This window comes from Pseudomonas sp. CFBP 5748 (assembly GCF_053850495.1).
On the sequence record NZ_JBSPTN010000001.1, the window covers coordinates 415,567 to 439,431 of the forward strand.

The 23,865-nt window shown below is 61.0% G+C and carries 26 protein-coding genes; 10 read left to right on the forward strand and 16 right to left on the reverse strand.

The annotated features are described in order from the left end of the window. Positions 1-80: 80 nt before the first annotated feature. From ACWNZ1_RS01960 to ACWNZ1_RS01970, 3 genes are read right to left on the reverse strand one after another with little or no spacing between them, the layout of a single operon-like run. Positions 81-416, reverse strand: coding sequence for a hypothetical protein (locus ACWNZ1_RS01960; protein WP_135844436.1), 336 nt, complete (start codon positions 414-416; stop codon positions 81-83). Continuing rightward, on the reverse strand, positions 413-802 hold the full coding sequence (locus tag ACWNZ1_RS01965; protein ID WP_135844437.1) for a phage holin family protein: 390 nt from the start codon (positions 800-802) through the stop codon (positions 413-415). Before ACWNZ1_RS01965 ends, ACWNZ1_RS01960 begins: the two co-directional genes overlap by 4 nt. Before the next feature lie 2 nt (positions 803-804). Beyond that, entirely contained in the window at positions 805-1,119 is a 315-nt protein-coding gene (locus tag ACWNZ1_RS01970; protein WP_135844438.1) for a DUF883 family protein, read from the reverse strand. A gap of 339 nt (positions 1,120-1,458) precedes the next feature. Between ACWNZ1_RS01970 and ACWNZ1_RS01975 the strand changes: the two genes are divergently transcribed. Then, positions 1,459-2,667 carry an ammonium transporter gene (locus ACWNZ1_RS01975; RefSeq protein WP_265072839.1) on the forward strand — a complete coding sequence of 403 codons (1,209 nt, stop codon included), beginning with the start codon at positions 1,459-1,461 and terminating at the stop codon, positions 2,665-2,667. Here ACWNZ1_RS01975 and ACWNZ1_RS01980 read toward each other — a convergent pair. Continuing rightward, positions 2,664-4,376 carry a cation:proton antiporter gene (locus ACWNZ1_RS01980; RefSeq protein ID WP_135844440.1) on the reverse strand — a complete coding sequence of 571 codons (1,713 nt, stop codon included), beginning with the start codon at positions 4,374-4,376 and terminating at the stop codon, positions 2,664-2,666. The two genes, ACWNZ1_RS01975 and ACWNZ1_RS01980, sit on opposite strands and share 4 nt — an antisense overlap. Positions 4,377-4,564: 188 nt before the next feature. Between ACWNZ1_RS01980 and ACWNZ1_RS01985 the strand changes: the two genes are divergently transcribed. The 3 genes from ACWNZ1_RS01985 (at position 4,565) to ACWNZ1_RS01995 (ending at position 6,178) form a co-directional block, all read left to right on the forward strand. After that, positions 4,565-4,801 carry a glutaredoxin family protein gene (locus ACWNZ1_RS01985; protein ID WP_135844441.1) on the forward strand — a complete coding sequence of 79 codons (237 nt, stop codon included), beginning with the start codon at positions 4,565-4,567 and terminating at the stop codon, positions 4,799-4,801. A 94-nt stretch (positions 4,802-4,895) separates the two neighbouring features. Beyond that, positions 4,896-5,216: a transcriptional regulator gene (locus ACWNZ1_RS01990; protein WP_135844442.1), complete on the forward strand. Its 321-nt coding sequence runs from the start codon at positions 4,896-4,898 to the stop codon at positions 5,214-5,216. Positions 5,217-5,287: 71 nt separating this feature from the next. Beyond that, complete coding sequence (locus tag ACWNZ1_RS01995; RefSeq protein WP_256452402.1) at positions 5,288-6,178, forward strand: pseudouridine synthase; 891 nt, start codon at positions 5,288-5,290, stop codon at positions 6,176-6,178. A 78-nt stretch (positions 6,179-6,256) separates the two neighbouring features. Here the strand turns inward: ACWNZ1_RS01995 and ACWNZ1_RS02000 are convergent, their stop codons facing one another. Further along, the gene (locus tag ACWNZ1_RS02000) at positions 6,257-6,478 is read right to left on the reverse strand and encodes a YgdI/YgdR family lipoprotein (RefSeq protein ID WP_003183689.1); all 222 of its coding nucleotides are present in this window, start codon (positions 6,476-6,478) and stop codon (positions 6,257-6,259) included. A 75-nt stretch (positions 6,479-6,553) separates the two neighbouring features. After that, the gene (gene mobA, locus ACWNZ1_RS02005) at positions 6,554-7,156 is read right to left on the reverse strand and encodes a molybdenum cofactor guanylyltransferase MobA (protein ID WP_256452403.1); all 603 of its coding nucleotides are present in this window, start codon (positions 7,154-7,156) and stop codon (positions 6,554-6,556) included. A gap of 78 nt (positions 7,157-7,234) precedes the next feature. Between mobA and moaB the strand changes: the two genes are divergently transcribed. Both moaB and ACWNZ1_RS02015 read left to right on the forward strand, forming a co-directional pair. After that, on the forward strand, positions 7,235-7,774 hold the full coding sequence (moaB, locus tag ACWNZ1_RS02010) for a molybdenum cofactor biosynthesis protein B (protein ID WP_210643570.1): 540 nt from the start codon (positions 7,235-7,237) through the stop codon (positions 7,772-7,774). Beyond that, on the forward strand, positions 7,758-8,984 hold the full coding sequence (locus ACWNZ1_RS02015) for a molybdopterin molybdotransferase MoeA (RefSeq protein WP_265072840.1): 1,227 nt from the start codon (positions 7,758-7,760) through the stop codon (positions 8,982-8,984). The genes moaB and ACWNZ1_RS02015 overlap by 17 nt, the downstream gene beginning before the upstream one ends. A gap of 60 nt (positions 8,985-9,044) precedes the next feature. On the opposite strand, the gene ACWNZ1_RS02020 is transcribed toward ACWNZ1_RS02015, so the two are convergent. Then, the gene (locus ACWNZ1_RS02020) at positions 9,045-9,353 is read right to left on the reverse strand and encodes a hypothetical protein (protein WP_238346720.1); all 309 of its coding nucleotides are present in this window, start codon (positions 9,351-9,353) and stop codon (positions 9,045-9,047) included. Between the two features lie 342 nt (positions 9,354-9,695). On the opposite strand from ACWNZ1_RS02020, the gene yegS reads away from it, so the two are divergent. After that, entirely contained in the window at positions 9,696-10,613 is a 918-nt protein-coding gene (gene yegS, locus ACWNZ1_RS02025; protein WP_256452405.1) for a lipid kinase YegS, read from the forward strand. Here the strand turns inward: yegS and ACWNZ1_RS02030 are convergent. The 3 genes from ACWNZ1_RS02030 to ACWNZ1_RS02040 all read right to left on the reverse strand — a co-directional run bounded on the left by ACWNZ1_RS02030 (position 10,597) and on the right by ACWNZ1_RS02040 (position 12,852). Then, positions 10,597-11,256 (reverse strand): response regulator, encoded by a 660-nt coding sequence (locus tag ACWNZ1_RS02030; protein ID WP_135844448.1) that lies wholly within the window; start codon positions 11,254-11,256, stop codon positions 10,597-10,599. The genes yegS and ACWNZ1_RS02030 overlap by 17 nt on opposite strands. Continuing rightward, positions 11,253-12,146, reverse strand: coding sequence for a sensor histidine kinase (locus ACWNZ1_RS02035; protein ID WP_135847965.1), 894 nt, complete (start codon positions 12,144-12,146; stop codon positions 11,253-11,255). Before ACWNZ1_RS02035 ends, ACWNZ1_RS02030 begins: the two co-directional genes overlap by 4 nt. A 232-nt stretch (positions 12,147-12,378) precedes the next feature. Further along, a complete protein-coding gene (locus tag ACWNZ1_RS02040; RefSeq protein WP_135844449.1) occupies positions 12,379-12,852 on the reverse strand; it encodes a hypothetical protein in 474 nt (157 codons plus the stop codon). Positions 12,853-13,330: 478 nt separating this feature from the next. Here ACWNZ1_RS02040 and ACWNZ1_RS02045 point away from each other — a divergent pair, with 478 nt between their 5' ends. After that, a complete protein-coding gene (locus tag ACWNZ1_RS02045) occupies positions 13,331-14,254 on the forward strand; it encodes a chemotaxis protein CheV (protein ID WP_135844450.1) in 924 nt (307 codons plus the stop codon). A 71-nt stretch (positions 14,255-14,325) separates the two neighbouring features. Next, the gene (locus tag ACWNZ1_RS02050; protein WP_256452406.1) at positions 14,326-15,135 is read left to right on the forward strand and encodes an MOSC domain-containing protein; all 810 of its coding nucleotides are present in this window, start codon (positions 14,326-14,328) and stop codon (positions 15,133-15,135) included. 124 nt (positions 15,136-15,259) lie between these two features. Here the strand turns inward: ACWNZ1_RS02050 and ppnP are convergent, their stop codons facing one another. The 6 genes from ppnP to ACWNZ1_RS02080 form a co-directional block, all read right to left on the reverse strand. Next, positions 15,260-15,544, reverse strand: coding sequence for a pyrimidine/purine nucleoside phosphorylase (gene ppnP / locus ACWNZ1_RS02055; RefSeq protein WP_135844452.1), 285 nt, complete (start codon positions 15,542-15,544; stop codon positions 15,260-15,262). A gap of 94 nt (positions 15,545-15,638) precedes the next feature. Beyond that, on the reverse strand, positions 15,639-16,181 hold the full coding sequence (locus tag ACWNZ1_RS02060; protein WP_135844453.1) for an exonuclease domain-containing protein: 543 nt from the start codon (positions 16,179-16,181) through the stop codon (positions 15,639-15,641). Positions 16,182-16,243: 62 nt separating this feature from the next. Continuing rightward, entirely contained in the window at positions 16,244-18,214 is a 1,971-nt protein-coding gene (locus ACWNZ1_RS02065) for an acetyl/propionyl/methylcrotonyl-CoA carboxylase subunit alpha (protein ID WP_265072841.1), read from the reverse strand. A gap of 134 nt (positions 18,215-18,348) precedes the next feature. After that, positions 18,349-19,506 (reverse strand): citronellyl-CoA dehydrogenase, encoded by a 1,158-nt coding sequence (atuD, locus tag ACWNZ1_RS02070; protein WP_135844455.1) that lies wholly within the window; start codon positions 19,504-19,506, stop codon positions 18,349-18,351. 33 nt (positions 19,507-19,539) lie between these two features. Continuing rightward, positions 19,540-21,156 carry a geranyl-CoA carboxylase subunit beta gene (gene atuC, locus ACWNZ1_RS02075; protein WP_135844456.1) on the reverse strand — a complete coding sequence of 539 codons (1,617 nt, stop codon included), beginning with the start codon at positions 21,154-21,156 and terminating at the stop codon, positions 19,540-19,542. A gap of 76 nt (positions 21,157-21,232) precedes the next feature. After that, a complete protein-coding gene (locus tag ACWNZ1_RS02080; RefSeq protein WP_135844457.1) occupies positions 21,233-23,023 on the reverse strand; it encodes an acyclic terpene utilization AtuA family protein in 1,791 nt (596 codons plus the stop codon). 180 nt (positions 23,024-23,203) lie between these two features. Here ACWNZ1_RS02080 and ACWNZ1_RS02085 point away from each other — a divergent pair, with 180 nt between their 5' ends. Then, positions 23,204-23,830, forward strand: coding sequence for a TetR/AcrR family transcriptional regulator (locus ACWNZ1_RS02085; RefSeq protein WP_135844458.1), 627 nt, complete (start codon positions 23,204-23,206; stop codon positions 23,828-23,830). Positions 23,831-23,865 lie beyond the last annotated feature (35 nt).

Below are 23,865 nucleotides of genomic sequence, written 5' to 3' on the forward strand. Positions count from 1 at the left end.
GGACTGCGCAGCAGGCCCATTCTTGTGAGTGCTTCGCACTTCAAGCGCGAGCAAGCTCCCTCGCCACGATGTGTGGTGCCTCAGGGCTTGCCCACGCTCTTGGCCAATTTGATCAACGGCAGCAGCGTCGTTGCCAAGCGGATCAGGCTTGTCACGCCGCCGGCGCCTCCGCTGCGACTGCGTTTGCCGGTGATGAAGCCGAGCAAGGTCACTGCGGCTACGCCCCAAAGCGGCGCATGTTTGATGCCGAATCCTTCATGCCAGCTTTGCGTCAAGCCGCGAACCCGTTGCAGGGGTTGCAACAACTGACGCGTTTCCTGGCGGATTTCCTGGCGGTGCATTTCCATACGCAGGCGCACCAGCGCCTTGCGCATTTCCTGGCGGGTCCGGGCTTGAGGAATATCAGGCAAGCTCATGGCAGCAGGCGCTCCCGATCATTGGCCAATTCTTCGAGGGTGGCATGGAAGGGGGACGATTCGTCAAAGATCGCTGCCTTGAGCCGAAGACCGCAGAACAGCGCCGCCAGTAGATAAAACAGACACAGGCCGATGATTCCCGCCAGCCGATAGGTGTCCCATACCAGGATCAGCACCAGTGCCGAAAGCCCGACCAGCAGCAGCAGACCGAACACCAGCGCAAGCCCGGCGAACAGCAGCAGGCTGACGGTACGGGCCTTTTGTTCCTGCAATTCGATGCCGAACAGTTCGACATGGCTGTGCAGCAGGCCAAGGAATGCCGCGCCCAGGCGGCGCGCCGTAGGTTGTGTGCCCGCTTCGGACGAGCCCGGTTGTTCGATACCCATGATCAGCGCCGTGTTGCCAGCAGACCAATCAAAAAGCCCACGCCTGCTGCAATGCCGACGGATTGCCAAGGGTTGGCCTGTACGTATTCTTCGGTGGCGGTTACTGCGGCCTGGCCCCGTTCGCGTACCGAGTCTTCGGTCAACTTGAGGGTTTCACGGGCGCGCAATAGCGTTTCGTGAATCTGGCTGCGCAATTCATCCGCCTGGTCACCTGCCAGCGTCGCGGTGTGATCCAGCAACCGTTCGGTGTCGCTGACTAGCGTCCGAAAATCTTCCATCAGGATTTCTTGAGCAGTCTTTGCCTGGGTTCTGGCCATGGGGTGAATCTCCGTAAGTGACGTCTGAAGCGTTCGAGTATGAGCCTTGTCGGAAGGTTCAGTGAAAGTGACTGGTACAACTTTTGCTCAGGCTTTGCCATGTACTGGTGCGACACCCTGCGCCGGTGCGCTGAAGCTGGGCACAACCCCGCGAAACCTTAACCCAAATAATCACAACCCGCGAAGCACCTCGAGCGGGACGTTGTTTTGCGCGGTCTCTCGCACCAAATCGGTTCGCAGGTCTTTGCCAGGCAAATGGGCTGTTTCAACTTGGTGCGCTGGCGGGGCGAGTGAACCGGCTTGGTGCTTTTTTCAACTTTTTTCAGGTCTGCCAACACCATGGAAAATATGCAAAGCGCTGTGGACAGTCTCGTCCACAGCTCCAATACGTTGTTCATCCTGCTGGGTGCGGTCATGGTTCTGGCGATGCACGCCGGTTTTGCGTTCCTTGAAGTGGGAACCGTCCGGCAAAAGAACCAAGTCAACGCACTGTCCAAGATCCTCAGCGATTTCGCCGTCTCGACCCTGGCCTATTTCTTTATAGGCTACTGGATTTCCTACGGCGTGACCTTCCTGCAACCGGCAGCGGTGCTCAGCGCCGATCATGGTTATAGCTTGGTGAAGTTCTTCTTCCTACTGACATTTGCCGCCGCGATCCCGGCGATCATCTCCGGTGGGATTGCCGAACGTGCCCGATTTGCGCCGCAGTTGTGCGCCACGGTACTGATCGTGGCATTTGTTTATCCGTTCTTCGAAGGCTTGGTCTGGAACGGCAATTTTGGCCTGCAAGCCTGGTTGCAAGCCAGGTTCGGGGCCAGTTTCCATGACTTCGCCGGCTCCGTGGTGGTGCATGCCATGGGTGGCTGGCTGGCGTTGGCCGCGGTGCTTTTGCTCGGGCCGCGTAACGGTCGCTACCGGGATGGCCGCCTGGTGGCGTTCGCGCCGTCGAGTATTCCGTTCCTGGCCCTGGGCTCGTGGATCCTGATTGTTGGCTGGTTCGGTTTCAACGTGATGAGTGCCCAGACTTTACCTGGAGTGAGCGGACTGGTGGCGGTCAATTCGTTGATGGCCATGGTCGGCGGTACCGTGGCGGCATTGATTGTCGGGCGCAATGACCCTGGCTTCCTGCACAACGGCCCATTGGCCGGGCTGGTGGCGGTCTGTGCCGGCTCCGACCTGATGCATCCGGTAGGCGCATTGGCCACCGGAGCCATTGCCGGTGCCTTGTTTGTCTGGTGTTTCACCGCGGCCCAGGGCAAATGGAAGATCGACGATGTGCTCGGGGTCTGGCCTCTGCATGGCCTGTGTGGCGTCTGGGGTGGTATTGCCTGTGGCATCTTTGGCCAGGGCGCTTTGGGCGGCCTGGGTGGGGTCAGCCTGGTCAGCCAATTGATCGGCACGGCGCTAGGGGTTGTCATCGCCCTGGCCGGCGGCTTCGCGGTCTACGGCGTGATCCGGGCTGTGCTGGGCCTGCGCCTGACCCAGGAAGAGGAGTACTACGGCGCCGACCTGTCGATTCACAAGATCGGCGCAGTCAGCCAGGACTAAGGCTCCTTGTCCTGATTGCCAGGGTAAAAGCCATGCAGCAGTCGATAGCGGTCGTGACGGACCTGATCCACATGATGCCGGACCTGCTGCTCGGGCAGGCCCAGCATGATCAGGGCGTGCGAAGCCAGCATCAGGCTTGACTCCAGCAGTTCCGGGACCACCTCGCTGGCCCCGGCAGCCTGCAACTCGGCCAGTTGACTGTCATCGCGGGTGCGCACCAGGATCGGCACCCGCGGGTTGAGCCGCCGGGCTTCCTTGAGCACGGTGATCGCGATGTCCGTCTTGTCGACCGCAATCACCAGCAACCGGGCACGGCTCAGGCCTACAGCGCCAAGCAGGTCGCCGCGTCGCGAGTCCCCATAATGCACGCAGTGTTCCCCGACGGTGGCTTCCTGGATGATCACCGGGTCGTCATCCAGGGCGACGAATGCCTGGCCTTCACGGCGCAGGAAGCGCCCGATGGATTGGCCGACGCGCCCGTATCCGCAAATGATTACATGGCCAGACAAGCCGGCGTTGAGCGCGATGATCTGCTCCAGCTGCGCCTCTTCGTTGGGTTTGCGATGCAGGCGGGCGGCGACGTGTGGCGCGGCGCGCAGCAACAGCGGGGTCAGTAACATGGAACAGAAGGTCGCCGCCAGCAGCAGGCCGCTGATGTCGGCGGGCATGAGGCGGTTCTGCTGCATCAGTGCCATCAGGGCAAAACAGAATTCGCCACCCTGGGCCAGGGCCAGGCCACTGCGCCAGGCGGTTTCACCGTCGCTGCCGCGCCATTTCACCAGCACGGCGACCACGCACCCCTTGATGAGCATCAACCCCAGGGTCAACCCCAGGATCAGCAAGCCGTCATCGAAGAACAGCTGCAGATCGATCAACATGCCGATACTGACGAAAAACAGCCCGAGCAGGATGTCGCGGAACGGACGGATATCGGCCTCGATCTGATGCCGGTAATGGCTTTCCCCCAGCAGCATGCCCGCCAGAAACGCCCCCAGGGCCGGTGACAGGCCGAGCAGATGGGTCAGCCATGCCGTCAGCAACACGATCACCAGGGCCAGCAGCACGAACAGTTCTGCGGACCGGGACGCGGCCACTTCATGGAACAGCCGGGGCAACAGCAGGCGGCTGGCCAGCAGCAGGCCACCGAACAACACCAGGGTCTTGCCCAGGGTCAAGGGCAGCGCCAAGTACCACGGGTGTTCGCTGCTGCCGGCGAATACCGGTACCAGGGTCAACAACAGCACTGCGACCACATCCTGGAACAGCAGCACACCGATGGCGTTCTGGCCATGGCTGCTGAAAATCTCCCCCAGGCTGGTCAACTCCTTGCTGACAATCGCGGTGGACGACAAGGCCAGCCCTGCGCCGAGCAACAGCGCGGCTATCACCGGTGCTCCGGAGAACGCGAGCAATGCCGCCAGGAGCGCGCCCGAACACAGCACCTGCAAGCTGCCGAGGCCGAACACGACCCGGCGCAGTTCGAGCATTTTCGACAGGGAGAACTCCAGCCCCAATGAGAACAGCAGGAAAACCACGCCGAACTCGGCCAGGTCTGGCAGTTCTTCGCTGTCGTTCACCCAGTCCAACGCAGTCGGTCCGACCGCGAGCCCGACGCAGAGGTAACCCAGCACCGGTGGCAGGCGCAGTCGCCTGAACAGGGCGATGACCACCAGGGACGAGGCAAGAATGATCAGTAGATTGGCAAACAAGGGGCACTCCGATTCAAGGCTCTGACACACAGCGTAGAGGGAAAAAAGCGTTAAGCATCGCCGGAAAAACTTTAGCGTTCAGTGATTTGCATCAGCGTTTTACCGAAACACCCCGAAGCGAGGCGGCGGCTCGACGGTTTCCCGGGGCGGGCCTAGAATGACCGTCTCTCTTTTGTGGGTCTACCGTCATGCCTCCTGAATGCCAGCTATTCGGCACCCTGGGTTGCCATCTCTGTGAAGTGGCCGAATCGGAGTTGATGCCTTTGGTTGAACATGGATTGTTGGTGGAGCTGGTGGATATCGCCGAGAGCGAAGCGACAGCTGAAACCTATGGGTTACGTATCCCGGTCCTGCGCAGAATCGATACTGGCGCAGAGCTGGACTGGCCTTTTGATACCGAACAGGTTGTAGCGTTTCTGCGCTGATAGGCTCTCCATTCATCGTATCCGCGCGCAGCCATTGGCGAAAATCGCAGTCTTCGGTTACTGTATGCCCATACAGCTATCTGGAGTGCATCCCTTGGTCAATGTCGAACAACTGAAAAACAGCGTGAACCGGATGTCCGTGGACGTTGTGCGCGAGGCCGTCCAGGAGTTACGCCTGGACGGGCTGGTGACCGAAGGCAAGACACCCTTCAACAAACTGCATTTCAATACCTGTTTCGCCGAGATCGAAGCGTTGTTCCAGCGTGCCGGCTATCACAAGCAGTTGGATGTGGTGGGTTACCAGGGCCTGTTGTACGCGTTGTACGATCCGGGTCGTTGGGAGGCGGTGGAGGTGCTGCGCTGGTTGAAGGAATTCACCGAAGCGGCGGCTAAGCCGACGTCAATCCCGGCCTGAAGCAATCATTGCTGGGCTGGCTTGCGCGACTGGCAGATAATGCTGCCCTGCAAAATGGCTAAGGGTCTTCAATGTCCGGTTCCTCGTTCTCCGCCGCCCATCATCAAGCCAGCACGTTGTATCTGCCGCCCGGCGCCTGGCAGACAGTGCTGGAATGCCTGTGTGAGCACTTCAGCGCCATCAGCCGCGAGCAGTGGCTGGACCGGATCGCCCGGGGCCGAGTGCTGGATGGGGAGGGCAAGGCCATTCGTGTCGACTTGCCTTACCGTGAAGGCCTGCGCATCCACTACTTCCGTGAAGTACCGGACGAGAAGCCCATCCCGGTGCTGGAGTCGATTCTGTACGCCGATGAGCACTTGGTGGTGGCAGACAAACCGCATTTTTTGCCCGTCACCCCGGCGGGCGAATATGTCGAGCAAACCTTGTTGCGACGGCTGATCCGGCGACTGGACAATCCCCATCTGGTGCCCTTGCACCGTATCGATCGGCACACGGCCGGACTGGTGCTGTTTTCCGCCAACCCGCACACCCGGTCGGCGTATCAGTCGCTGTTTCCGACGCGGCAGATCGAGAAGCGCTACCAGGCCATTGCCCGTGCCTTGCCTGAATTGACCTTTCCCCGGGTGCATAAAAGCCGAATGATCGATGGCGAACCGTTCTTCCGGATGCAGGAAGGCCCGGGCGAACCCAATACCGAAACGGCCATTGAGGTGCTGGAAAGAAACGGCGAGCTGTGGCGCTACGGCCTGTACCCGGTCACGGGCAAGAAGCATCAGTTGCGGGTTCATATGAACGCCCTTGGCGCAGCCATCTGTAACGATCCGTTTTACCCTGATGTGCTTCGGGATACGGCGGATGATTATGCCAATCCGCTTAAATTGCTGGCCCAAGGATTGCGTTTCATCGATCCCGTCACTGGCCTGCAACGTGTTTTCGAGAGCGACATCAGGTTGCAGTGGTAGCCCTTCCGACTTTCTGACAGGCATAAAAAAGCCCGCAAATATTGCGGGCTTTCCTGTATCAGGTCGCCACGTCGAAGATTACAAATCTTTAACGGTACGAACCTGATCCTTGTTCACGCGAGTCTGCTTGCCATCCAATTGCTCAAATTCGTAGAAGCCGCTTTCTTCGTCGTACTTGGGCGTGTCGACGGCTTGGATTTCGCGACCGTCATTCAAGGTGATCACTGTTGGCGATGCGCAACCGGCGAGAGTGGCAAGGCCCAGTGCGAGCATGAAAGTGGCGAGGGTCCGTTGAGTCATGGTGTTTCTCCGAAATGGATTCTTCAAGTTACTAACCTTCAGACGTATACATCGCATGCAAGTTCCTGGCTAGTGTCAATCTGACACGCCTTTGTGTGCGGCCAGTAGTTCCGGCGTATTCAGGTTGGCCAGCCGAGGATCGTTGGCCGGGCATTGCAATGCAACCGCATGGAGTCTGCGCATGATTCGGCCCGGGCTGCGTTCGCCTTCGCTCCAGGCCTGCTCGAAGGTCCCTGCCAGAGCCCGGGGAATGACGCACAGCAGCGGTTCCCAATGCTCGCCGTGACGCACCATGAGCGGCTTGTCGGGATGCAGGCTGGCCGTTTCGCGCATGCTGTCGAGCAGGCTGGAGTCGATTTGCGGAACGTCGCATGGCAGCACCAGCAGATACGCATGCCTTGCCGCCTTGAGGCCTGCGCGGATCCCCGCCAGCGGTCCGGGAAAGTCGCCTTCGTCGTCATGCACCAATTGATCGGCATATAACGCATAACGTTCCAGGTTGCGGTTGCAGGAGATAATCAGGTCATCGCTCATGGCCCGGGCCTGTCGATGGAGATGGGCAATCAACGGTTCGCCCTGCCACTCCACCAGGCCTTTGTCCTGGCCGCCCATGCGTTGCCCGCGCCCGCCGGCCAGGAGCAGAATGGAGCAGGGGGGCAAGGGCTTATTCGAGGTCATGGCGTGTCTCCGCACGGGCGAAAAAATGAAGCGCTGTGATATAACACCGGGCTGTTTCCCCTACAACTGGACGAGCCTATGAAAGCCAAGGCTGATGTACCTTTCGTGCCGCTCAATATCGCGGTGCTGACTGTCAGTGATACCCGTACCCTGGAAACCGACACGTCCGGGCAGGTTTTTGTCGACCGACTCACGGCAGCCGGCCACAACCTGGCGGCGCGGGTCCTGCTCAAAGATGATTTGTACAAGATTCGGGCACAAGTCGCGACCTGGATTGCCGAGGACGTGGTGCAAGTGGTGTTGATCACCGGTGGCACCGGTTTCACCGGTCGCGACAGCACCCCGGAAGCCGTTGCGTGCCTGCTGGACAAGCAGGTTGACGGTTTCGGTGAGTTGTTCCGGCAGATTTCCGTCGCTGATATCGGCACCTCCACGGTCCAGTCCCGGGCGCTGGCAGGCTTGGCCAATGGCACGCTGGTGTGCTGCTTGCCGGGCTCCACCAATGCGGTGCGCACCGGCTGGGACGGGATCCTCGCCGAGCAATTGGATGCACGGCATCGCCCGTGTAACTTCGTGCCCCATTTGAAACAGGCCGCTGCTTGTGAATCCCGTGGGTAAACCGGGTAAGGCCGGCGCCTTGATAGCCGTCGAGGTTGCGTTGGAGCGACTGCTCGAAATGGCAGCGGCCACGCCGATTGTCCAGCGCGAGCGTTTGCCCTTGGCTGCCGCACAAGGGCGGGTGCTCGCCGAGGATCTGGTATCGACCCTTGATTTGCCACCATGGCCTAACAGTGCGATGGACGGCTATGCCTTGCGATTGGCTGACTGGAACGGCGAGCCGTTGCAGGTCAGCCAGCGGATTTTCGCCGGGCAGGCCCCGGAGCCGCTGGCCGTCGGAACCTGTGCGCGGATATTCACTGGGGCACCAGTCCCTGCTGGCGCCGACTGCGTGGAGATGCAGGAAAACGTCGTGGTGGAAAGTGACCAGCGGGTACGGTTTATCGAATCGATGGTCAGCGGACAAAACATTCGTCCTCAAGGGCAGGAAACCACCGTTGGCGAGCAGGTCCTCTCAGCCGGGACTCGCCTGGGGCCCATCGAGCTGGGGTTGGCGGCGTCCTTGGGCTGTGCGTCGTTGGAAGTGGTGCGCAAGGTACGCGTTGCCGTCCTGTCCACCGGTGACGAACTGATCGAGCCCGGAAGTGTATTGGGGCCGGGCCAGATCTATAACAGTAATCGCGTGTTGCTCTGTGGTTGGTTGCAGCGCCTGGGCTGTGAAGTCGTGGATGCGGGTATCCTGCCTGACGACTTGCCGACTACCCGCGAACGCCTGGCGCAGTTGTCAGATGTCGACCTGATCCTGTCCACGGGTGGCGTATCGGTGGGGGAGGCGGACTTTTTGGGCATCGCGTTGCGCGAGGAAGGAGAGTTGGCACTTTGGAAGCTCGCCATCAAGCCTGGGAAACCGCTGACGTTCGGGCATTTCCGTGGCGTGCCTGTGATAGGCCTGCCTGGAAACCCCGCCTCGACACTGGTGACATTCGCACTGTTGGCGCGGCCTTACCTGCTACGGCGCCAAGGTGTCCAGTCGGTAGCGCCGCTCAAGTTCACAGTGCCGGCCGGGTTCACCTGGCCGAAGGCTGGCGGTCGACGAGAGTACTTGCGAGGCCGCATGGAGAATGGTCGCGCGATTATCTACCGAAACCAAAGCTCCGGTGTCCTGCGCAGCGCAGCCTGGGCTGAAGGACTGGTCGAAGTGCTCGAGGGGCAAACACTGGTCGAGGGTGACCAGGTAGGCTTTATCCCCCTGAGCGAAGTCCTGGGCTAGCGGTGGCGCGATAACGTGCTCCGGCCCGAGTGGAATACTTGGGCCTTCATGGCCGTGCCTTTATCGCGAGAGCAGCGTCACCAACTGATCGAAGCGACTGTTTGCAATCCACCCCAGCAGGCCGAGGACCACTGCCGCCGCGCCTGCCGAATAGGCTAGCCTGTGGCGGATCACCTTGACGTCAGTGCGAATTTCATCCATGTCTTTGCGGATGTATTTGAGGTGGGTTTCCAGTTCAACGACGCGCGGTTCCAAATCAATTCCTCCAGCGGGATTACTGCAACTTTTGCATTCGTTTTGGGTATCGGCCCGCTCGCTTCCAAAAGACGCGAATTGCCGGGGCGAAAGCCTGTATTCGTGGCTACGCATGGGATGCTCCATCCCTTTGGTCGTCAATGTTCGAACCACTGACCAGGCCCCTGCGGGCCCTGACATATCCATTCATGAGTGAGTACATCCTTGTGTAATGAGGGTTTTAAGGGTCCAGCACAACAGAATGCCAAGGTGTCTCAATACGGCTAGAGGGTCAATTGAGCGGATTCGCCAAGTCTTGTAGGAAAATTCTTCGAATGGAGACGTATCGATCGAGTGAGCTGCTTCGGCGTTTCCTCCTGGGGCGAGACGTGGTGTTTTTTTAAATTGAGTCGTGCCGGGCTTTTTCGGTCGAATGAGCGGTCCCATTCCCAGAACCTTCCAATGACGGAGAAAACGATGAGCAAGGGCAAGGCGCTGATGATTTTGCATGGCAAGCAAGCGCTCAACGACGAGGTTCGCGCTGCGGTGATGCTCAAGCGCAAGCAGGGCTGGGATCTGGCGGTACGGTTGACCTGGGAGGCCGGCGATGCCCGACGATGCGTTGATGAGGCACTGGACGCCGGTTACACGCGACTGATCGCCGGCGGCGGTGACGGGACCTTGCGTGATATCACCGAGGCTATCGTCCATAAGTCGAGTGACGCCAGCCTGGTGTTGCTGCCGCTGGGCACTGCCAATGATTTTGCCCGGGCCGCCGGTGTCCCGCTGGAGCCGGCCCAGGCTCTGGACTTGCTGGATATTGCGCCGCACGCCGTTGATGTGGGTGAGGTTGGCGGGCAGGTGTTCCTGAACATGGCCACGGGTGGTTTTGGCAGCCAGGTGACGGCAAACACCTCCGAAGATCTGAAAAAAGTCCTGGGGGGCGCCGCTTACTTGTTCACCGGCTTGTCACGCTTCAGTGAGTTGAGTGCGGCCTATGGCGAGTTGCAGGGGCCTGGCTTTCAGTGGAAGGGCGATTTGCTGGCGCTGGGCATCGGCAATGGCCGACAGGCCGGAGGTGGCCATGTGCTGTGCCCGGAGGCACTGGCTGACGACGGATTACTGGACATCAGCATCCTGCCGGCGCCTCAGGAAGTGGTCAGCACGCTGAAGGATTTGCTGGCTGGTGGCTTGGGTATCGACAACATGTTTATACGCGCGCGCTTGCCGTGGGTGGAAATCAAGGTCGCCCAGGGTTTGGATATCAACCTTGATGGCGAACCGTTGCAGGTCGAAAGCCTGCGTTTCACGGTGCGTGCGAAGGCGTTGCGCCTGCACCTGCCGTCCGATTCACCGCTGCTTGGCGCGTCGGCGGCGCTCAATCGTCCAGGCTGATGATCTGTTCGCGCACGGCAAACAGCACCAGCCCGGCCACGTCATGAATTTGTAGTCGCTTCATGATTTGTGCTCGGTGGGTTTCCACGGTCTTGATGCTCAGGTTCAGGCCGTTGGCAATTTCCCGGGTGGACTTGCCGCGCACGATCAATCGCAGTATTTCCAGTTGGCGTGCGGTCAGGTTGTGGGTCTGGGCAGGGTTGGGCTGATGCTTTTGGACGCGGGTCAGGGCCTGGTTGATCACGGTGTGGGCGATGGCCGGGCTCAGGTAGCGTTCGTTGTGGCGCAATGCCTCCAGGGCGTGCTCCAGCTCGGTGGGCGTGGTGTCCTTGAGCAGGTAGCCATGGGCTCCGGATTCCAGGGCCTGCATGATCAACGCTGGATCGGTGTGCATCGATAGGATCAACACTTTACTGTGAGGACGCACCTGCTTGAGTTGTCGCAAGGCGTCCAGGCCGCTGGTGTTTTTCATTGAAATATCCAGCAGCACGATATCGGGGTTCAGCCGCTCCACCAGTTCCAGTAGTTGCGTGCCGTCATTGGCTTCGCCGATGACCGCGTAGCCGGGAAGATCCATGACCAGGGCGCGCACGCCGGCCCTGATCAGCGAGTGGTCGTCTACCAGAAGCAAATTACAAATCAAGGGAGAACCTTACTCTTGCTGGCTCGCTCCAGGGCTCGGGCCGCCCAGGGAAAGCGTGCTTCGATGTGTGTGCCTTTGCCGGCCTCGCTGGTGATCTTGAGGGTGCCGCCCAGTTGTTCGACCCGCTCCAGCATTCCGGCCATGCCGCGTTGTCCTTCGCGAGCGGGGTGGTCTGCGGGGGCAAACCCCTGGCCGTCGTCGCTGATCAGCAGCGTCAGGCCTTCGGGCAGGCGTTGCAGGCGCACCAGCAGATTTTTCGCTTGGGCATGGCGCAAGATATTGGTAACCGCTTCCTGGGTGATTCGAAAGGTTGCGACCGTCAGTTCTTCCGGAATGCCTGCCATGCGCTGTTGGCAATCGAGGCTCCATTTCACCGGGGTGTTGGCCAGTGTCTTGAGCAGGTGCGCACGCAGGCTGGCTTCAAGCCCCAGGCTGGTCAATTGCCTCGGGTTGAGGATCGCCGACACATCGCGGACCTTGTTGAGGGTTTCGTCCAGGGTTTCGCAAAGTATCGCGCATTGGCCCTGCAATTCTTCCGGCATCCGACGCTTGAGCCATTCGCTTTGCAGTTTCGCCGCGGTCAGCAGTTGGCCGATGTCGTCGTGCAATTCGCGGCTGAGCCGATGGCGCTCGTTTTCCTGGACCTCAAGCAGCCGATCGGCCAGTTCCTGAGGCTGGAACTTGATGGATTTGCGCGACAATCGATGGTGGATCCAGACGCAGGTCATGGCCGCGACATTCAGGGTCAACAGGCTCAGCGGCACCGTATGGGCGAACAGATAAGTCAGCAGGCAGCCGAGAGTCGAGCAGACGCACAACAATAATGTGAAGCGGCGGGCATTTTCTCGGGAGGGAGGCCAGGTGATGAATGACTTGAGGCTGGCGTACATAGCGGATGGAGCCAATGAATGTTCGCTGCGGGCAAGCCGGTCAGCGCATCTGACAGGCCGGGTCGGGTAAACGTTTCAGGTCGAAGGCATCTTCAGTTGGCGGCTTTTGCGCGCTGTCTGAAACGACTGACGCGCGAGATAGTACCACTTCACAAATCGTTGGTCGCGCTCGGCATGGCGGCAAGAAAACGCCATTCGTTACGCCTACCACCTTGCACCGGCATCATTGACATCAGGCTTGTTTCTGGGGGTGAGACACTAACGCTATCGGGCGCGATGCTGGCAATGCCTGGCAGGGGTTCTGGCCGACCTGGAACGCAAATGCTTCGATCAGTGAGGTCTGTTCGCTGTTGTCCAGACCGAGCTGGCCGGTGGTGTGGTCGACCAGTTCAAGTTGCCAGGCCATCAGGGTGAAGCAATCCTTCAGCGCGCCCAGTGCCTGATCATGCAGTTCCATGTGGTTTTGCGCGTGACTGCTAAGCAAACCATGGATATGCAATGAAAACTCCGAAACGGCTTCCAGCGCCAGGGCATTGGCCTTGTTTGCCAGCTTCAACAGGGTGCTGAGCATGCAGTCGATGGCGTCTTTGTCGTTGCTGATCAACTGCAAATGGCTCAGGCATTCCTCGGACTTGGCCAGAAGCATCTCGGCTTCGGTCAAAAACTCAGGAAGGCGCTGACTCCAGTTCTTACGATCGTTCGGCATGCTTATCTCCACAACATCATGTCAGGCGAAAGAAAATCGCGTGTGGCGAACGGCTGGACTGCACCGCCGGCAACGAACGAACGCACGTGTGCATGTCGTTGCCGTTCGGCAATGACAAAATCGCAAACGATTACATTGGCGGGATCGGTCCAAGGGCTGGAAGTCCGAAGTCCTGCGGTCGCGCACAAAGGCCTGACTCCATTCAGCAATGAGAATGGCGTCACATTAATGGCTATTGGATAGCGGGAATATCAGGTTAGACCTGATTGTGCCTAGGGGAATCCCTTAGGCAGGGGAACTTTGTGCGAAAACCGTAGTCGCGCAGCGGGGGAGATTGCGGATAAAACCGTGAAGCCAGTAAAGCATGATGTTAATGTGACATCAATGCCCTCAGCGTATTTTATCCAGGGTTCAAGATCCGGGGCACGCAGCCGATAGCCCTTTATAAGATTCATCTGAACAAGCCCAGGAGTCATCGATGGCCGGCATTCTCGATACAGTAGATCAGCGAACCCAACTGGTGGGTGAGAATCGCCTGGAAATTCTCATGTTTCGCCTGGCGGGGCGACAGCTGTTCGCCATCAACGTGTTCAAGGTCCAGGAAGTGCTTCAGTTGCCGAAGCTGACCTTGATGCCGCAACGTCATCCATTCGTGTGCGGTGTCGTCAATTTGCGCGGCCAGACACTGCCGGTGATCGACCTGTCCCAGGCCATTGGCATGCGTCCGCTGGTGCCGGGGGCCAACAGCACGATCATCGTCACCGAATACAACCGTTCGGTTCAGGCATTTCTGGTGGGCGGCGTGGATCGCATCGTCAACATGAACTGGGAAGCCATCCTGCCACCGCCGACCAGTGCTGGCCGTGAGCATTACCTGACGGCCATTAGCAAGGTGGACGATCAGTTGGTGGAAATCATCGACGTGGAAAAAGTCCTGGCCGAAATCGTGCCGTACAACGCCAAGGTCTCCCGCGAAAAGCTTGAAGACCCGGTGCTGGAGCGTGCCCGCGGACGCGAAGTGCTGCTGGTGGACGATTCCAACGTCGCGCTCTCGCAACTGCGTGACACCCTGGGACAGTTGGGTGTGAAAATGCACATCGCCAGCGATGGCTTGAAAGCCCTGAACATGCTCAAGGCCTGGGCCGATAGCGGCGAGGTGATGACCGATAAGTTGCTGATGATCTTCACCGACGCGGAAATGCCGGAAATGGACGGCTATCGCCTGACCACCGAAATCCGCAACGACCCGCGTTTGCGTGGGCTTTATGTGGTACTGCACACCTCGCTGTCCGGCAGCTTCAACGACTCGATGGTCAAGAAGGTCGGCTGCGACAATTTCCTCTCCAAATTCCAGCCGGACAAGCTGGTTGATGTGGTGCGCCAGCGGTTGATGCTCGACTGACGCGGATGGTGGTTTGCTTCAATGGCCGGCTCGTATAAGGTGGCATTTTTTCGCCACCAGGGAAGTTGACCATGTTGCGGCTGAGCGCGCTGTACCGTTATCCGTTGAAGTCCGGCAAGGGCCAGCCCCTGCAAGGGATTGGCCTGGACAAACTCGGGTTGGACGGTGACCGGCGCTGGATGCTGGTGGATGAGGGCACCGGTCGCTTCCTGACCCAGCGCGCCGTGGCGAAGATGAGCCAGCTCTCGGCATTGTGGAACGAGGCCGGCGGCCTGACGCTCAGCGCGCCGGGCCACGGCGCCATCGACGTGCCATTGCCGGCGGCCCTCGAAGAGCAGCGCCGTGGAGTGATTATCTGGCGCGACACCTTGCGCGTGCCGGATGCCGGCGACGAGGCGGCGGCCTGGGTCAGTGCATTCATCGGCAACCCCACCCGGCTGGTGCACGTGCCGGTGGAACTGGCGCGCACCACTGCTGCCGGCTATGGCAAGGATGACGACAAAGTCGCCTTCGCCGATGGCTTTCCACTGCTGCTGATTGGTCAGGCCTCCTTGCAGGACCTGTCGAACCGAGTCGGCCGCCCGTTGGAAATGCTGCGCTTTCGTCCCAATCTGGTGGTCGAAGGCAGCGAGGCGTTTGCCGAGGATGGGTGGAAGCGCATTCGTATCGGCGATGTGGAGTTCCGGCTGGTCAAGCCCTGCTCGCGTTGCATCATGACCACGGTCGATCCGCAGAGCGGCGAACGCGATCCGAACCGCGAACCCTTCGCGACGTTGCAGCAGTATCGTTCGACACCGGACGGTGCGATGTTTGGCCAGAACCTGGTCAACGACAGTAACGGTCGGCTTGAGGTCGGCATGTCGGTTGAAGTGCTCGAGTAAAAAAGATCCGTGAATAAAAATGCCCGTGTCGCTGGACACGGGCATTTTTATTCATCACGCAACAGCTCTTGTGGCGAGGGAGCTTGCTCCCGCTGGGCTGCGCAGCAGCCCCTATACCTCAGGCTCAGCCACGGTATTCGCACAGGTAAGCCGTGTCGACGGCCACCTTGAGCTGGAACTTGCTGTTGGCCGGTACATTGAACTGGCTGCCGGCCTCGAAGGTTTCCCAATCGGTGCTGTCAGGCAGTTTCACGATCAGGGCGCCGGAGACAACGTGCATGATTTCTCGCTGGGCCGTACCGAATTCGTATTCGCCCGGGGCCATGACGCCGATGGTCGCAGGGCCTTCGGCAGTGCCAAAAGCGATCGACTTGACGGTGCCGTCGAAGTACTCGTTGACTTTAAACATGGGCGATTCCTCGAAAAAGGGGCTGAAAAGGGCCGGCCAGTATGCACAAGGCGTCAACGTTCGTCATCTGCCGCGCCGGGGTAGGGTCCGCCGCTCAGCCGGGAAGCACCAGGGGCAGCAACCGTGCCGTATTGCGTGCATCCTCCAGGGCGCGGTGCTGTTGACCGCAAAATTGCAGGCCAGCCAGTTGCAGTGCCGCATTGAGCCCCAGCGGTCGCTCCAGGCGCCGGGCCTTGGCGAAGCGCTGCTTGAGGTTCATGTGTGGTACTTGGCCGAGCACACTGGACAGCCGTTGATCCTGCCACTCCTGAAGCAGTTGCTTGCGATCGTAGTCGCCCCAGCTGACCCAGCTTTCCAGGTTTGAGTGATACGGCGCCAACCAGCGTTCGAACGCCGGCCAGACCTCGGTCAAGGGCGCGGCGTTGTCGATGTTGGCCTGGGTGATGTGGGTCAGCTCGCGACAGAAAGGCGTGAGCAACGGTCGTCTCAAGGGCCGCACGAAACGCTGGAAATGATTGACCTCTCGGCCGTCACGGTTCACCAGTGTGGCGCCGATTTCGATAATTTCCATTTCGGTTACTGGCCAACCACCTTCATCGGTAGTGGCCTCCAGATCAATCACCAGCCAGTGAGGCATTGCAGGGTTCCCGGTATCGGCGCGCTGATGGGTTTGAGCGTAGTCAAACCCTGCGCATCCGCCTAGTGCCCTGTCTCGACCTGCAACAAAACCTGGCGATTTTTCACCTGATCGCCTGGTTTGACCTGTAATTGTCTGACTGTCCCGTCGATGCCGGCCTTGAGTGGGTGCTCCATTTTCATCGCTTCCAGGACCATCAGCCGTTGTCCCTGGCGCACCGCACAGCCTTCGCTGACCAGCAGCTCGACTATGACGCCGTCCATTGGCGCCTTGAGCATGCCGTCGCCGGGCCTGGTCTCGGGCGCGATGGGGAGCTGAGTCCGGTCTTGCAAGCACAGGCCGCCAGGGCCGGTGAACAGCCACAGGTCGGTGCCGTCGAGGCGCCAGGCATGGCGTTGGCGAATACCGTTGATCAGCAGCGTGGCGTCATATCGATCTACGTCGAGCAATTGCAGTTCGATCACACGCTCGGCGATGCGGATTGTGAGTTTTCCGTCGGTTTCGGCGGCCAGGGTCAGCGTCCAATCGCGTTCCTGCGCGCCAATCCGGTAGTGCAGCACCGCGCCAGCGTTGTTGCGCCAGCCGCCCAGGCCGGGAGCCTGTCGTGCGTGCGAAGCCTGATAAAACAGGGCCGTGGCGATGGCAAGCTGTTCGGTTGTGGGCTCGTGGGGCTGAAGGGCAGCGTGACCGGCGAAATGCTGCCCGATGAATCCGGTGCTGAAATCAGCGTCGATGAACCGCGGATGCGTCAGCAACCCCGCCAGCAATCGCTGATTGCTCTGGACGCCGAGCAGCAGGCAATCCTCCACCGCGCGCAACAATTTGCGTCGCGCCTCTTCGCGGGTGGCGCCGTGGGCGATGAGTTTGCCCAGCATCGGATCGTAGAACGGTGTGATGAACTGACCTTCCCGCAGGCCATGGTCGACTCGCACGCCGTCCCGGGTGGGCGGCTGCCAGCCGATCAACCGTCCGGTCTGAGGCAGGAAATCGGCGGCCGGGTCTTGCGCACAAAGCCGTACTTCCATGGCGTGGCCGCTGAACACGACCTGTTCCTGGCGCAGGGGTAACGGCAGGCCAGCGGCAATATCCAGTTGCCAGGCCACCAGGTCCAGGCCAGTGATCAGTTCGGTCACCGGGTGTTCGACCTGCAGGCGCGTATTCATCTCTAGGAAATAAAACCGGCCATCCGGGACAAGCAAAAATTCCACGGTGCCGGCGCCGACGTAATTCACCGCGCGGCCGGCCTTGAGCGCCGCCTCGCCCATGGCCTGGCGCAGTTCGCTGGTCATGACCGGGCAGGGTGCTTCTTCAATGATTTTCTGGTGGCGCTGCTGGATCGAACAGTCGCGTTCGCCCAGGTGGATCAACTGGCCGTGGTGGTCGCCGAAAATCTGCACCTCCACATGCCGTGGATTGATCAAGGCCTGTTCGAGAATCAACTCGTCGTTGTCGAAGCCGTGCAGTGCTTCGGAACGCGCGCTGCGCAATTGTTCCAGCAGGTCCTCGGCCCGCTGCACCAGGCGCATGCCTCGGCCGCCACCGCCGGCGCTGGCCTTGATCATCAGCGGGTAGCCGATGCGCGCGGCTTCGCGCTGCAGGGTGTCGTCGTCCTGGGCGGCGCCTTGGTAACCGGCAATGCAGGGTACGCCGACTTTGATCATGGTGATTTTCGAGCGGCGCTTGCTGCCCATCAGGTCAATGGCCTCGGGGCTAGGGCCGATGAATACCAGGCCGGCTTCTTGGCAAGCCTTGGCGAACCCGGCATTTTCCGAGAGGAAGCCGTAGCCGGGGTGGATTGCATCGGCGCCGCTGCGTCGGGCTGCATCGAGAATGGCCGGCTGGTTGAGGTATGACTGTTGCACTGAGGCCGGGCCAATCAGCACGGCTTCGTCGGCCATGCGCACATGCAGCGCGTCGGCGTCGGCCTCGCTGAATACCGCCACCGTGCGATAACCCAAGGCCTGGGCGGTACGCTGGATCCGGCAGGCGATTTCGCCACGGTTGGCGATGAGGATTTTGCTGAAGGCGGGCATGGGGTCATTCCTGGGTTTTAGTGGGGGCCGTCAGGGCCTCATCGCGAGCAAGCTTTGCTCCCACAATGCCCGGTGAGTGGATTCACCTGTGGGAGCAAAGCTTGCTCGCGATGGCGGTCTGGCAGGCGATGCACTCATGTTTTTTTCCCCGGCAAAATCCCCATGAGTTTGCAGATGATGCCCAGCATGATCTCGTCCGCACCGGCGCCGATGGACACCAGGCGCACGTCGCGATAGGCCCGCGCCACCGGGTTGTCCCACATGAACCCCATGCCGCCCCAGTATTGCAGGCAGCTGTCGGTGACTTCCCGGGCCAGGCGTCCGGCCTTGAGCTTGGCCATGGACGCCAGTCGCGTGACGTCCTGGCCGTGGATGTACTGCTCGGTAGCCTGATAGACCAGCGCCCGCAGGGATTCGATTTCGCTGGCCAGTTCCGCCAGGCGAAAGTGGATCACCTGGTTGTCGATCAGGGCCGTGCCGAAGGTCTTGCGCTCCTTGCAATACTCGATGGTGCTGTCGATGCAATACTCCAGGCCCTTGAGCATGTTCGCCGCGCCGAACAGCCGCTCTTCCTGAAACTGCAGCATCTGCATCATGAACCCGGCGCCTTCCTGGCCGATGCGGTTGCGTTGCGGCACCCGCACGTCGTCGAAGAACACCTGGGCGGTTTCCGAGCTGCGCATGCCGAGTTTATCCAGGTGCGCACCGAGGCTGATGCCAGGACTGTGCATCGGTACCACGATCAGTGATTTATTGATGTGCGGCTTGTCCTGCGACGTGTTGGCCAGCAGGCACATGAAGTCGGCGCTCGGTGCGTTGGTGATCCACATCTTGCTGCCGTTGATGACGTAGTCGTCGCCATCCTTGCGGGCGGTGGTCTTGAGGCCGGCGACGTCGGAACCGGCACCGACCTCCGAGACGCCGATGCACCCCACCTGTTCGCCACGGATGGCCGGACGCAGGAATTCTTCGCGCAACTCATCGGAGCCGAAACGGGCCAGGGCTGGGGTGCACATGTCGGTCTGCACACCGATGGACATCGGCACACCGCCGCAATGGATGGTGCCGAATGCCTCGGCGGCGACGATCGAATAGCTGTAGTCCAGGCCCATGCCGCCGAACTGCTGCGGCTTGGAAATCCCCAGCAGCCCCAGTCCGCCGGCCTTGCGAAAAATTTCGTGGATGGGGAAGCGCCCGGCTTTCTCCCATTCGTCGACGTAGGGGTTGATGTCATGGTCGACAAACTGGTGAACGGTGCGCCGCAGTGCTTCGTGTTCCTGGGTGAAGATCATTTTCAGTGTTCTCCTGTGAGCCGTGGAGCGTCCTCAGAAACGGGCCACGCCGAAGCTGTTGGGTTGCAGCGGCCGGACCTCGGCCTCGTGACAGATGTCCAGCAGATAGCCCAGCAACGTCCGGGTGTCTCGTGGATCGATGAGCCCGTCGTCCCACAGGTTGGCGCTGCCATAGAGGGCGGTGGACTGGCTGTCGAGTTTCTGCGCGGTGGTCTGCTCGAGCTGGTCGAGCATCTGCGGATCGGGGGGCAGGCCGTTTTTGATCTGCGTGGCCTCGGCGACGATACGCAGGACCTTGCCGGCCTGGGCGCCGCCCATCACCGCTGTGTGGCTGTTGGGCCAGGCGAAAATGAAGCGCGGGTCCAGCCCGCGACCGCACATGGCGTAGTTGCCGGCGCCGTAGGAACCGCCCACCACAACGGTGAGCTTGGGTACGCGGGCGTTGGCCACGGCCTGGATCATTTTGGCCCCGTGCTTGATCACGCCTTGGCGTTCCGCCTCGGTGCCGACCATGAACCCGGTGGTGTTGTGCAGAAACAGCAGTGGCGTGCGGCTCTGGTCGCACAACTGGATGAACTGCGCGGCCTTGCTGGCGCCCTTGGGCGTGATCGGTCCGTTGTTGCCGATCAGGCCACAGGCATGGCCGCGAATGTGCAAGTGGCCGCAGATCGTCTGGGCGTCGAATTCGCGTTTGAATTCGAGAAAATTCGAGTCATCGGCGATGCGGGCGATGATTTCTCGCACATCGTAGGGTTTCTTCGGATCGTCCGGGATCAGTCCCAATAATTCGTCGGCGGGGTAGCGTGGCTCTGTCCAGTTCCGTTGCGGCAGCGGTGGCAGTTGCGCGTTCCAGGGCAGCAGGCTGAGGATTTCCCGGGCCAGGCGCACGCCATCGGCGTCGTTCTGCGCCAGGTACTCGGCGGTGCCCGCCACTTGCGCATGCATCTGTGCGCCGCCCAGTTCCTCTTCGGTGGCGACTTCGCCGGTGGCAGCCTTGAGCAACGGCGGCCCGGCCAGGAATAGCCGCGCCTTGTCGCGCACCACCACCACGTAATCCGACAGCCCCGGCTGATAAGCACCGCCGGCGGTGGCCGAGCCATGCACCACGGTGATCTGCGGCAGGCCCATGGCCGACATCCGCGCCTGATTGGCAAAGCTGCGCGCACCTTCGACGAAAATCTGCGCGGCGTAATTGAGGTTGGCGCCACCGCTCTCGGCCAGGGTGACGACCGGCAGTTTGTTCTCCATGGCAATCTGTTGCAGGCGCAGGGTTTTGTGCAGGCCGCTGGGGGAGATCGTCCCGCCCTTGATCGCGCTGTTGTTCGCCACCACCAGTACCCGCACCCCGGACACATAGCCAATTCCCGCGATCAGGCCGCCGCCGGCCTGGCTGCCGTCCTTGTCGTCATGGAGTTTGTAGCCGGCCAGGCTTGCCAGTTCGAGGAACGGTGCGCCGGGGTCCAGCAGCAGGTTCAAGCGCTGGCGTGGCAGCAGTTGGCCGCGTTTGTCGAATTTACCTTGGGCCTGGGCGGCTTTCGCCAGCACGGCCTGTTCGAGCTGGCGCAGGTGTTCGACACCCGCCAGCATCGCCGCGTGATTGCGGGCGTAGTCGGCACTGTGCGGGTCAAGCTGCGATTCGATCACCGGCATGAGGATTCCTCTCACTCGAACGGACTAGCGCAGAACCTGTGTTTAACCCATGGGCATTCACCATGGCGACCGTCCTTTAGTTGAGCTGATCGGCGATGCTTTGCGGCACCGGTATCTGAATCTCCAGCAACTGCTGGGCAAATGCCTTGCCCTGGGGATCGATGCGCAGGCTGGCAACGCCACCGCCGCCGAGGGCGTTCTCCAGCAGGAAGTTCAGGCTATGGGTGCCTGGCAAATACCAGCGCTCGACGCGGCCCAGCCGTGGGTCGAGTACGTGGCTCATCCAGTCGACCATCACTTCCGGGGTCAGCGCCTCGGCGATCCACGGCAGGTATTCGGGTTCCCGGGCGATCACGCCGATGTTGCTGTGGTTGCCTTTGTCGCCGGAGCGGGCCACCGCCAGTTTCACCAACGGCACGCTGGCATCGGCCCGGCCGTGGGTTTTTGGCAGGTCCGGGGGGATCGGCAAGTCAATGGTTTCCAGCGGTTCAAGAGCCGGTAGGGGGCAGGGGTGAGGCTGGCCGTCGAGTTCGATGTAGAGCCGGCAGGTGGCTTTGTCGATCAGGAACGAGAACAAGCGAATCAACGGGGACACTGCCGGTCGGCCGCCGACCAGGCCGGTCAGCCCCGGCGCCATGCCGGTGGCGGCCTGGGCGATCTCCTTGGAAAACAGTACCAGCGCCACTCTATCCGGGTGCCGCACGGCAATTTTGATCACCACCTCGCGGCTGTCCTGACGCAGGCCGTGCTGGCCGTAAGTGGCTTCGCTGCCCAGCAGCTCGATATTCACTTCGCTGTAGGGCGCCCAGCCGCGTTGGCTGAACAGGTGCGAGGTCTTGGCGATGATCGCCTGGCTGACCCGTTCGGCCTTGGCCACCGCATCGATGCCGGCGATCAGGCAGGTGGCGGTGCAGCGAAAGCCGTCCAGCCACGTGGCGCTGACCTTGTATTGGTCGGTGGGTGGCAAGCCTTTGGCCCCGTGGACGCGCACCGCGTGCTTGCCTTGTTGGATCAGCCTGACCTGGCTGAAATCGCAGATCACGTCTGGCAAGAGGTAGCCTTGCGGGTCGCCAATTTCGTACAGCAGTTGCTCGCCGACGGTCAGTGGTGTGACCAGCCCGCCGGTGCCTTCGGCCTTGGTGACAATGAACTGGCCGTCGGCACTGACTTCAACGATGGGAAAACCGATGTGCTCGTAATCCGGTACCTCCCGCCAGTCGGTGAAATTGCCACCGGTGCACTGGGCGCCGCACTCGATCAGGTGCCCGGCCAGCGCGGCCTGGGCCAGTTTGTCATAGTCGTGCCAGGCCCAGCCGAACGCGTGCACCAGGGCGGCGCTGACCACGGCGCTGTCCACCACGCGACCGGTGATCACGATATCGGCTCCCAGGCGCAGCGCCTCGACAATGCCGGGCGCGCCGAGGTAGGCATTGGTGGAGACGCAGGCGGGCGGCAGGGGCTCGCCGCTGAACATCTCGCGGATGCCTTGGCCGGCGAGTTGTTCGAAGTGCGGTTGCAGGTCATCACCCCGTAGCACGGCGATCTTCAAGGGTACGCCAGCCTGATCGCAGGCCCTTTGCAGCGCCGCGGCGCAGGCCTGTGGGTTGACCCCGCCTGCGTTGCTGATAACGCCGATTCTGCCTTCGTGCAAGCGCTGGAGCAGGGGCGTGAGCACCTCGATGAAGTCCGTGGCATAGCCGCCCGCCGGGTCCTTCATGCGCGCCCCGGCCATGATCGACATCGTGACCTCGGCCAGATAGTCGAACACCAGGTAATCCAGTGCCCCGTTTTCCACCAGTTGCGCCGCAGCGGTACAGGTATCGCCCCAGAAGGCGCTGGCGCAACCGATACGGATCGTTTTTGGCATGGAGTTCCCTCCGACAAACGAAGCTCGAGACTACCAAGCAAGCGCTTGGTCTGTAAACGACCGCTGGTTCTTCTGCCCGAGCGCTTGCTAGGTTGCCCCGGCCGGCTTAAATTGCCCGCGTCACCCCGCCGCTTTGGTGCAGTGGCCGCACGCGGATTGATCGACTGTAGGAGAGAACGGGTGGATGAGCAAAAAGCCCTGAGCGTGATGCGTGAGCTGGTCGACCAAGGGCAACTGACCGATCCGGACAGCGCTCGTGGCAAACTGCTCCAGACCGCCGCTCACCTGTTTCGCAACAACGGCTTCGAGCGCACCACCGTGCGCGACCTGGCGAGCGCCGTGGGCATTCAATCGGGCAGCATCTTCCACCACTTCAAAAGCAAGGACGAAATCCTGCGGGCGGTGATGGAAGAAACCATCCGCTACAACACCGCGTTGATGCGCGCGGCCCTGGCCGAGGCGGGTAGCGTGCGCGAGCGGGTGCTGGCGCTGATCCGCTGCGAATTGCAGTCGATCATGGGCGGCAGCGGCGAGGCGATGGCGGTGCTGGTCTATGAGTGGCGCTCGTTGTCCCAGGAAGGGCAAAGGCAAGTGCTGGCCTTGCGTGATATTTATGAAGACTTGTGGCTCGAAGTCTTGGGCCAGGCCAAGGAGGCCGGGTATATTCGCGGGGACGTGTTCATTACCCGGCGTTTCCTCACTGGCGCGTTGTCCTGGACCACCACCTGGTTTCGCGCCGAAGGCAGCCTGAGCCTTGATGAGCTGGCCGAACAAGCCCTGATCCTGGTGCTTGAAGAACGGCAATAATCAGCGGCGCTTTAAATGGCCCAATGGCTGGCTAA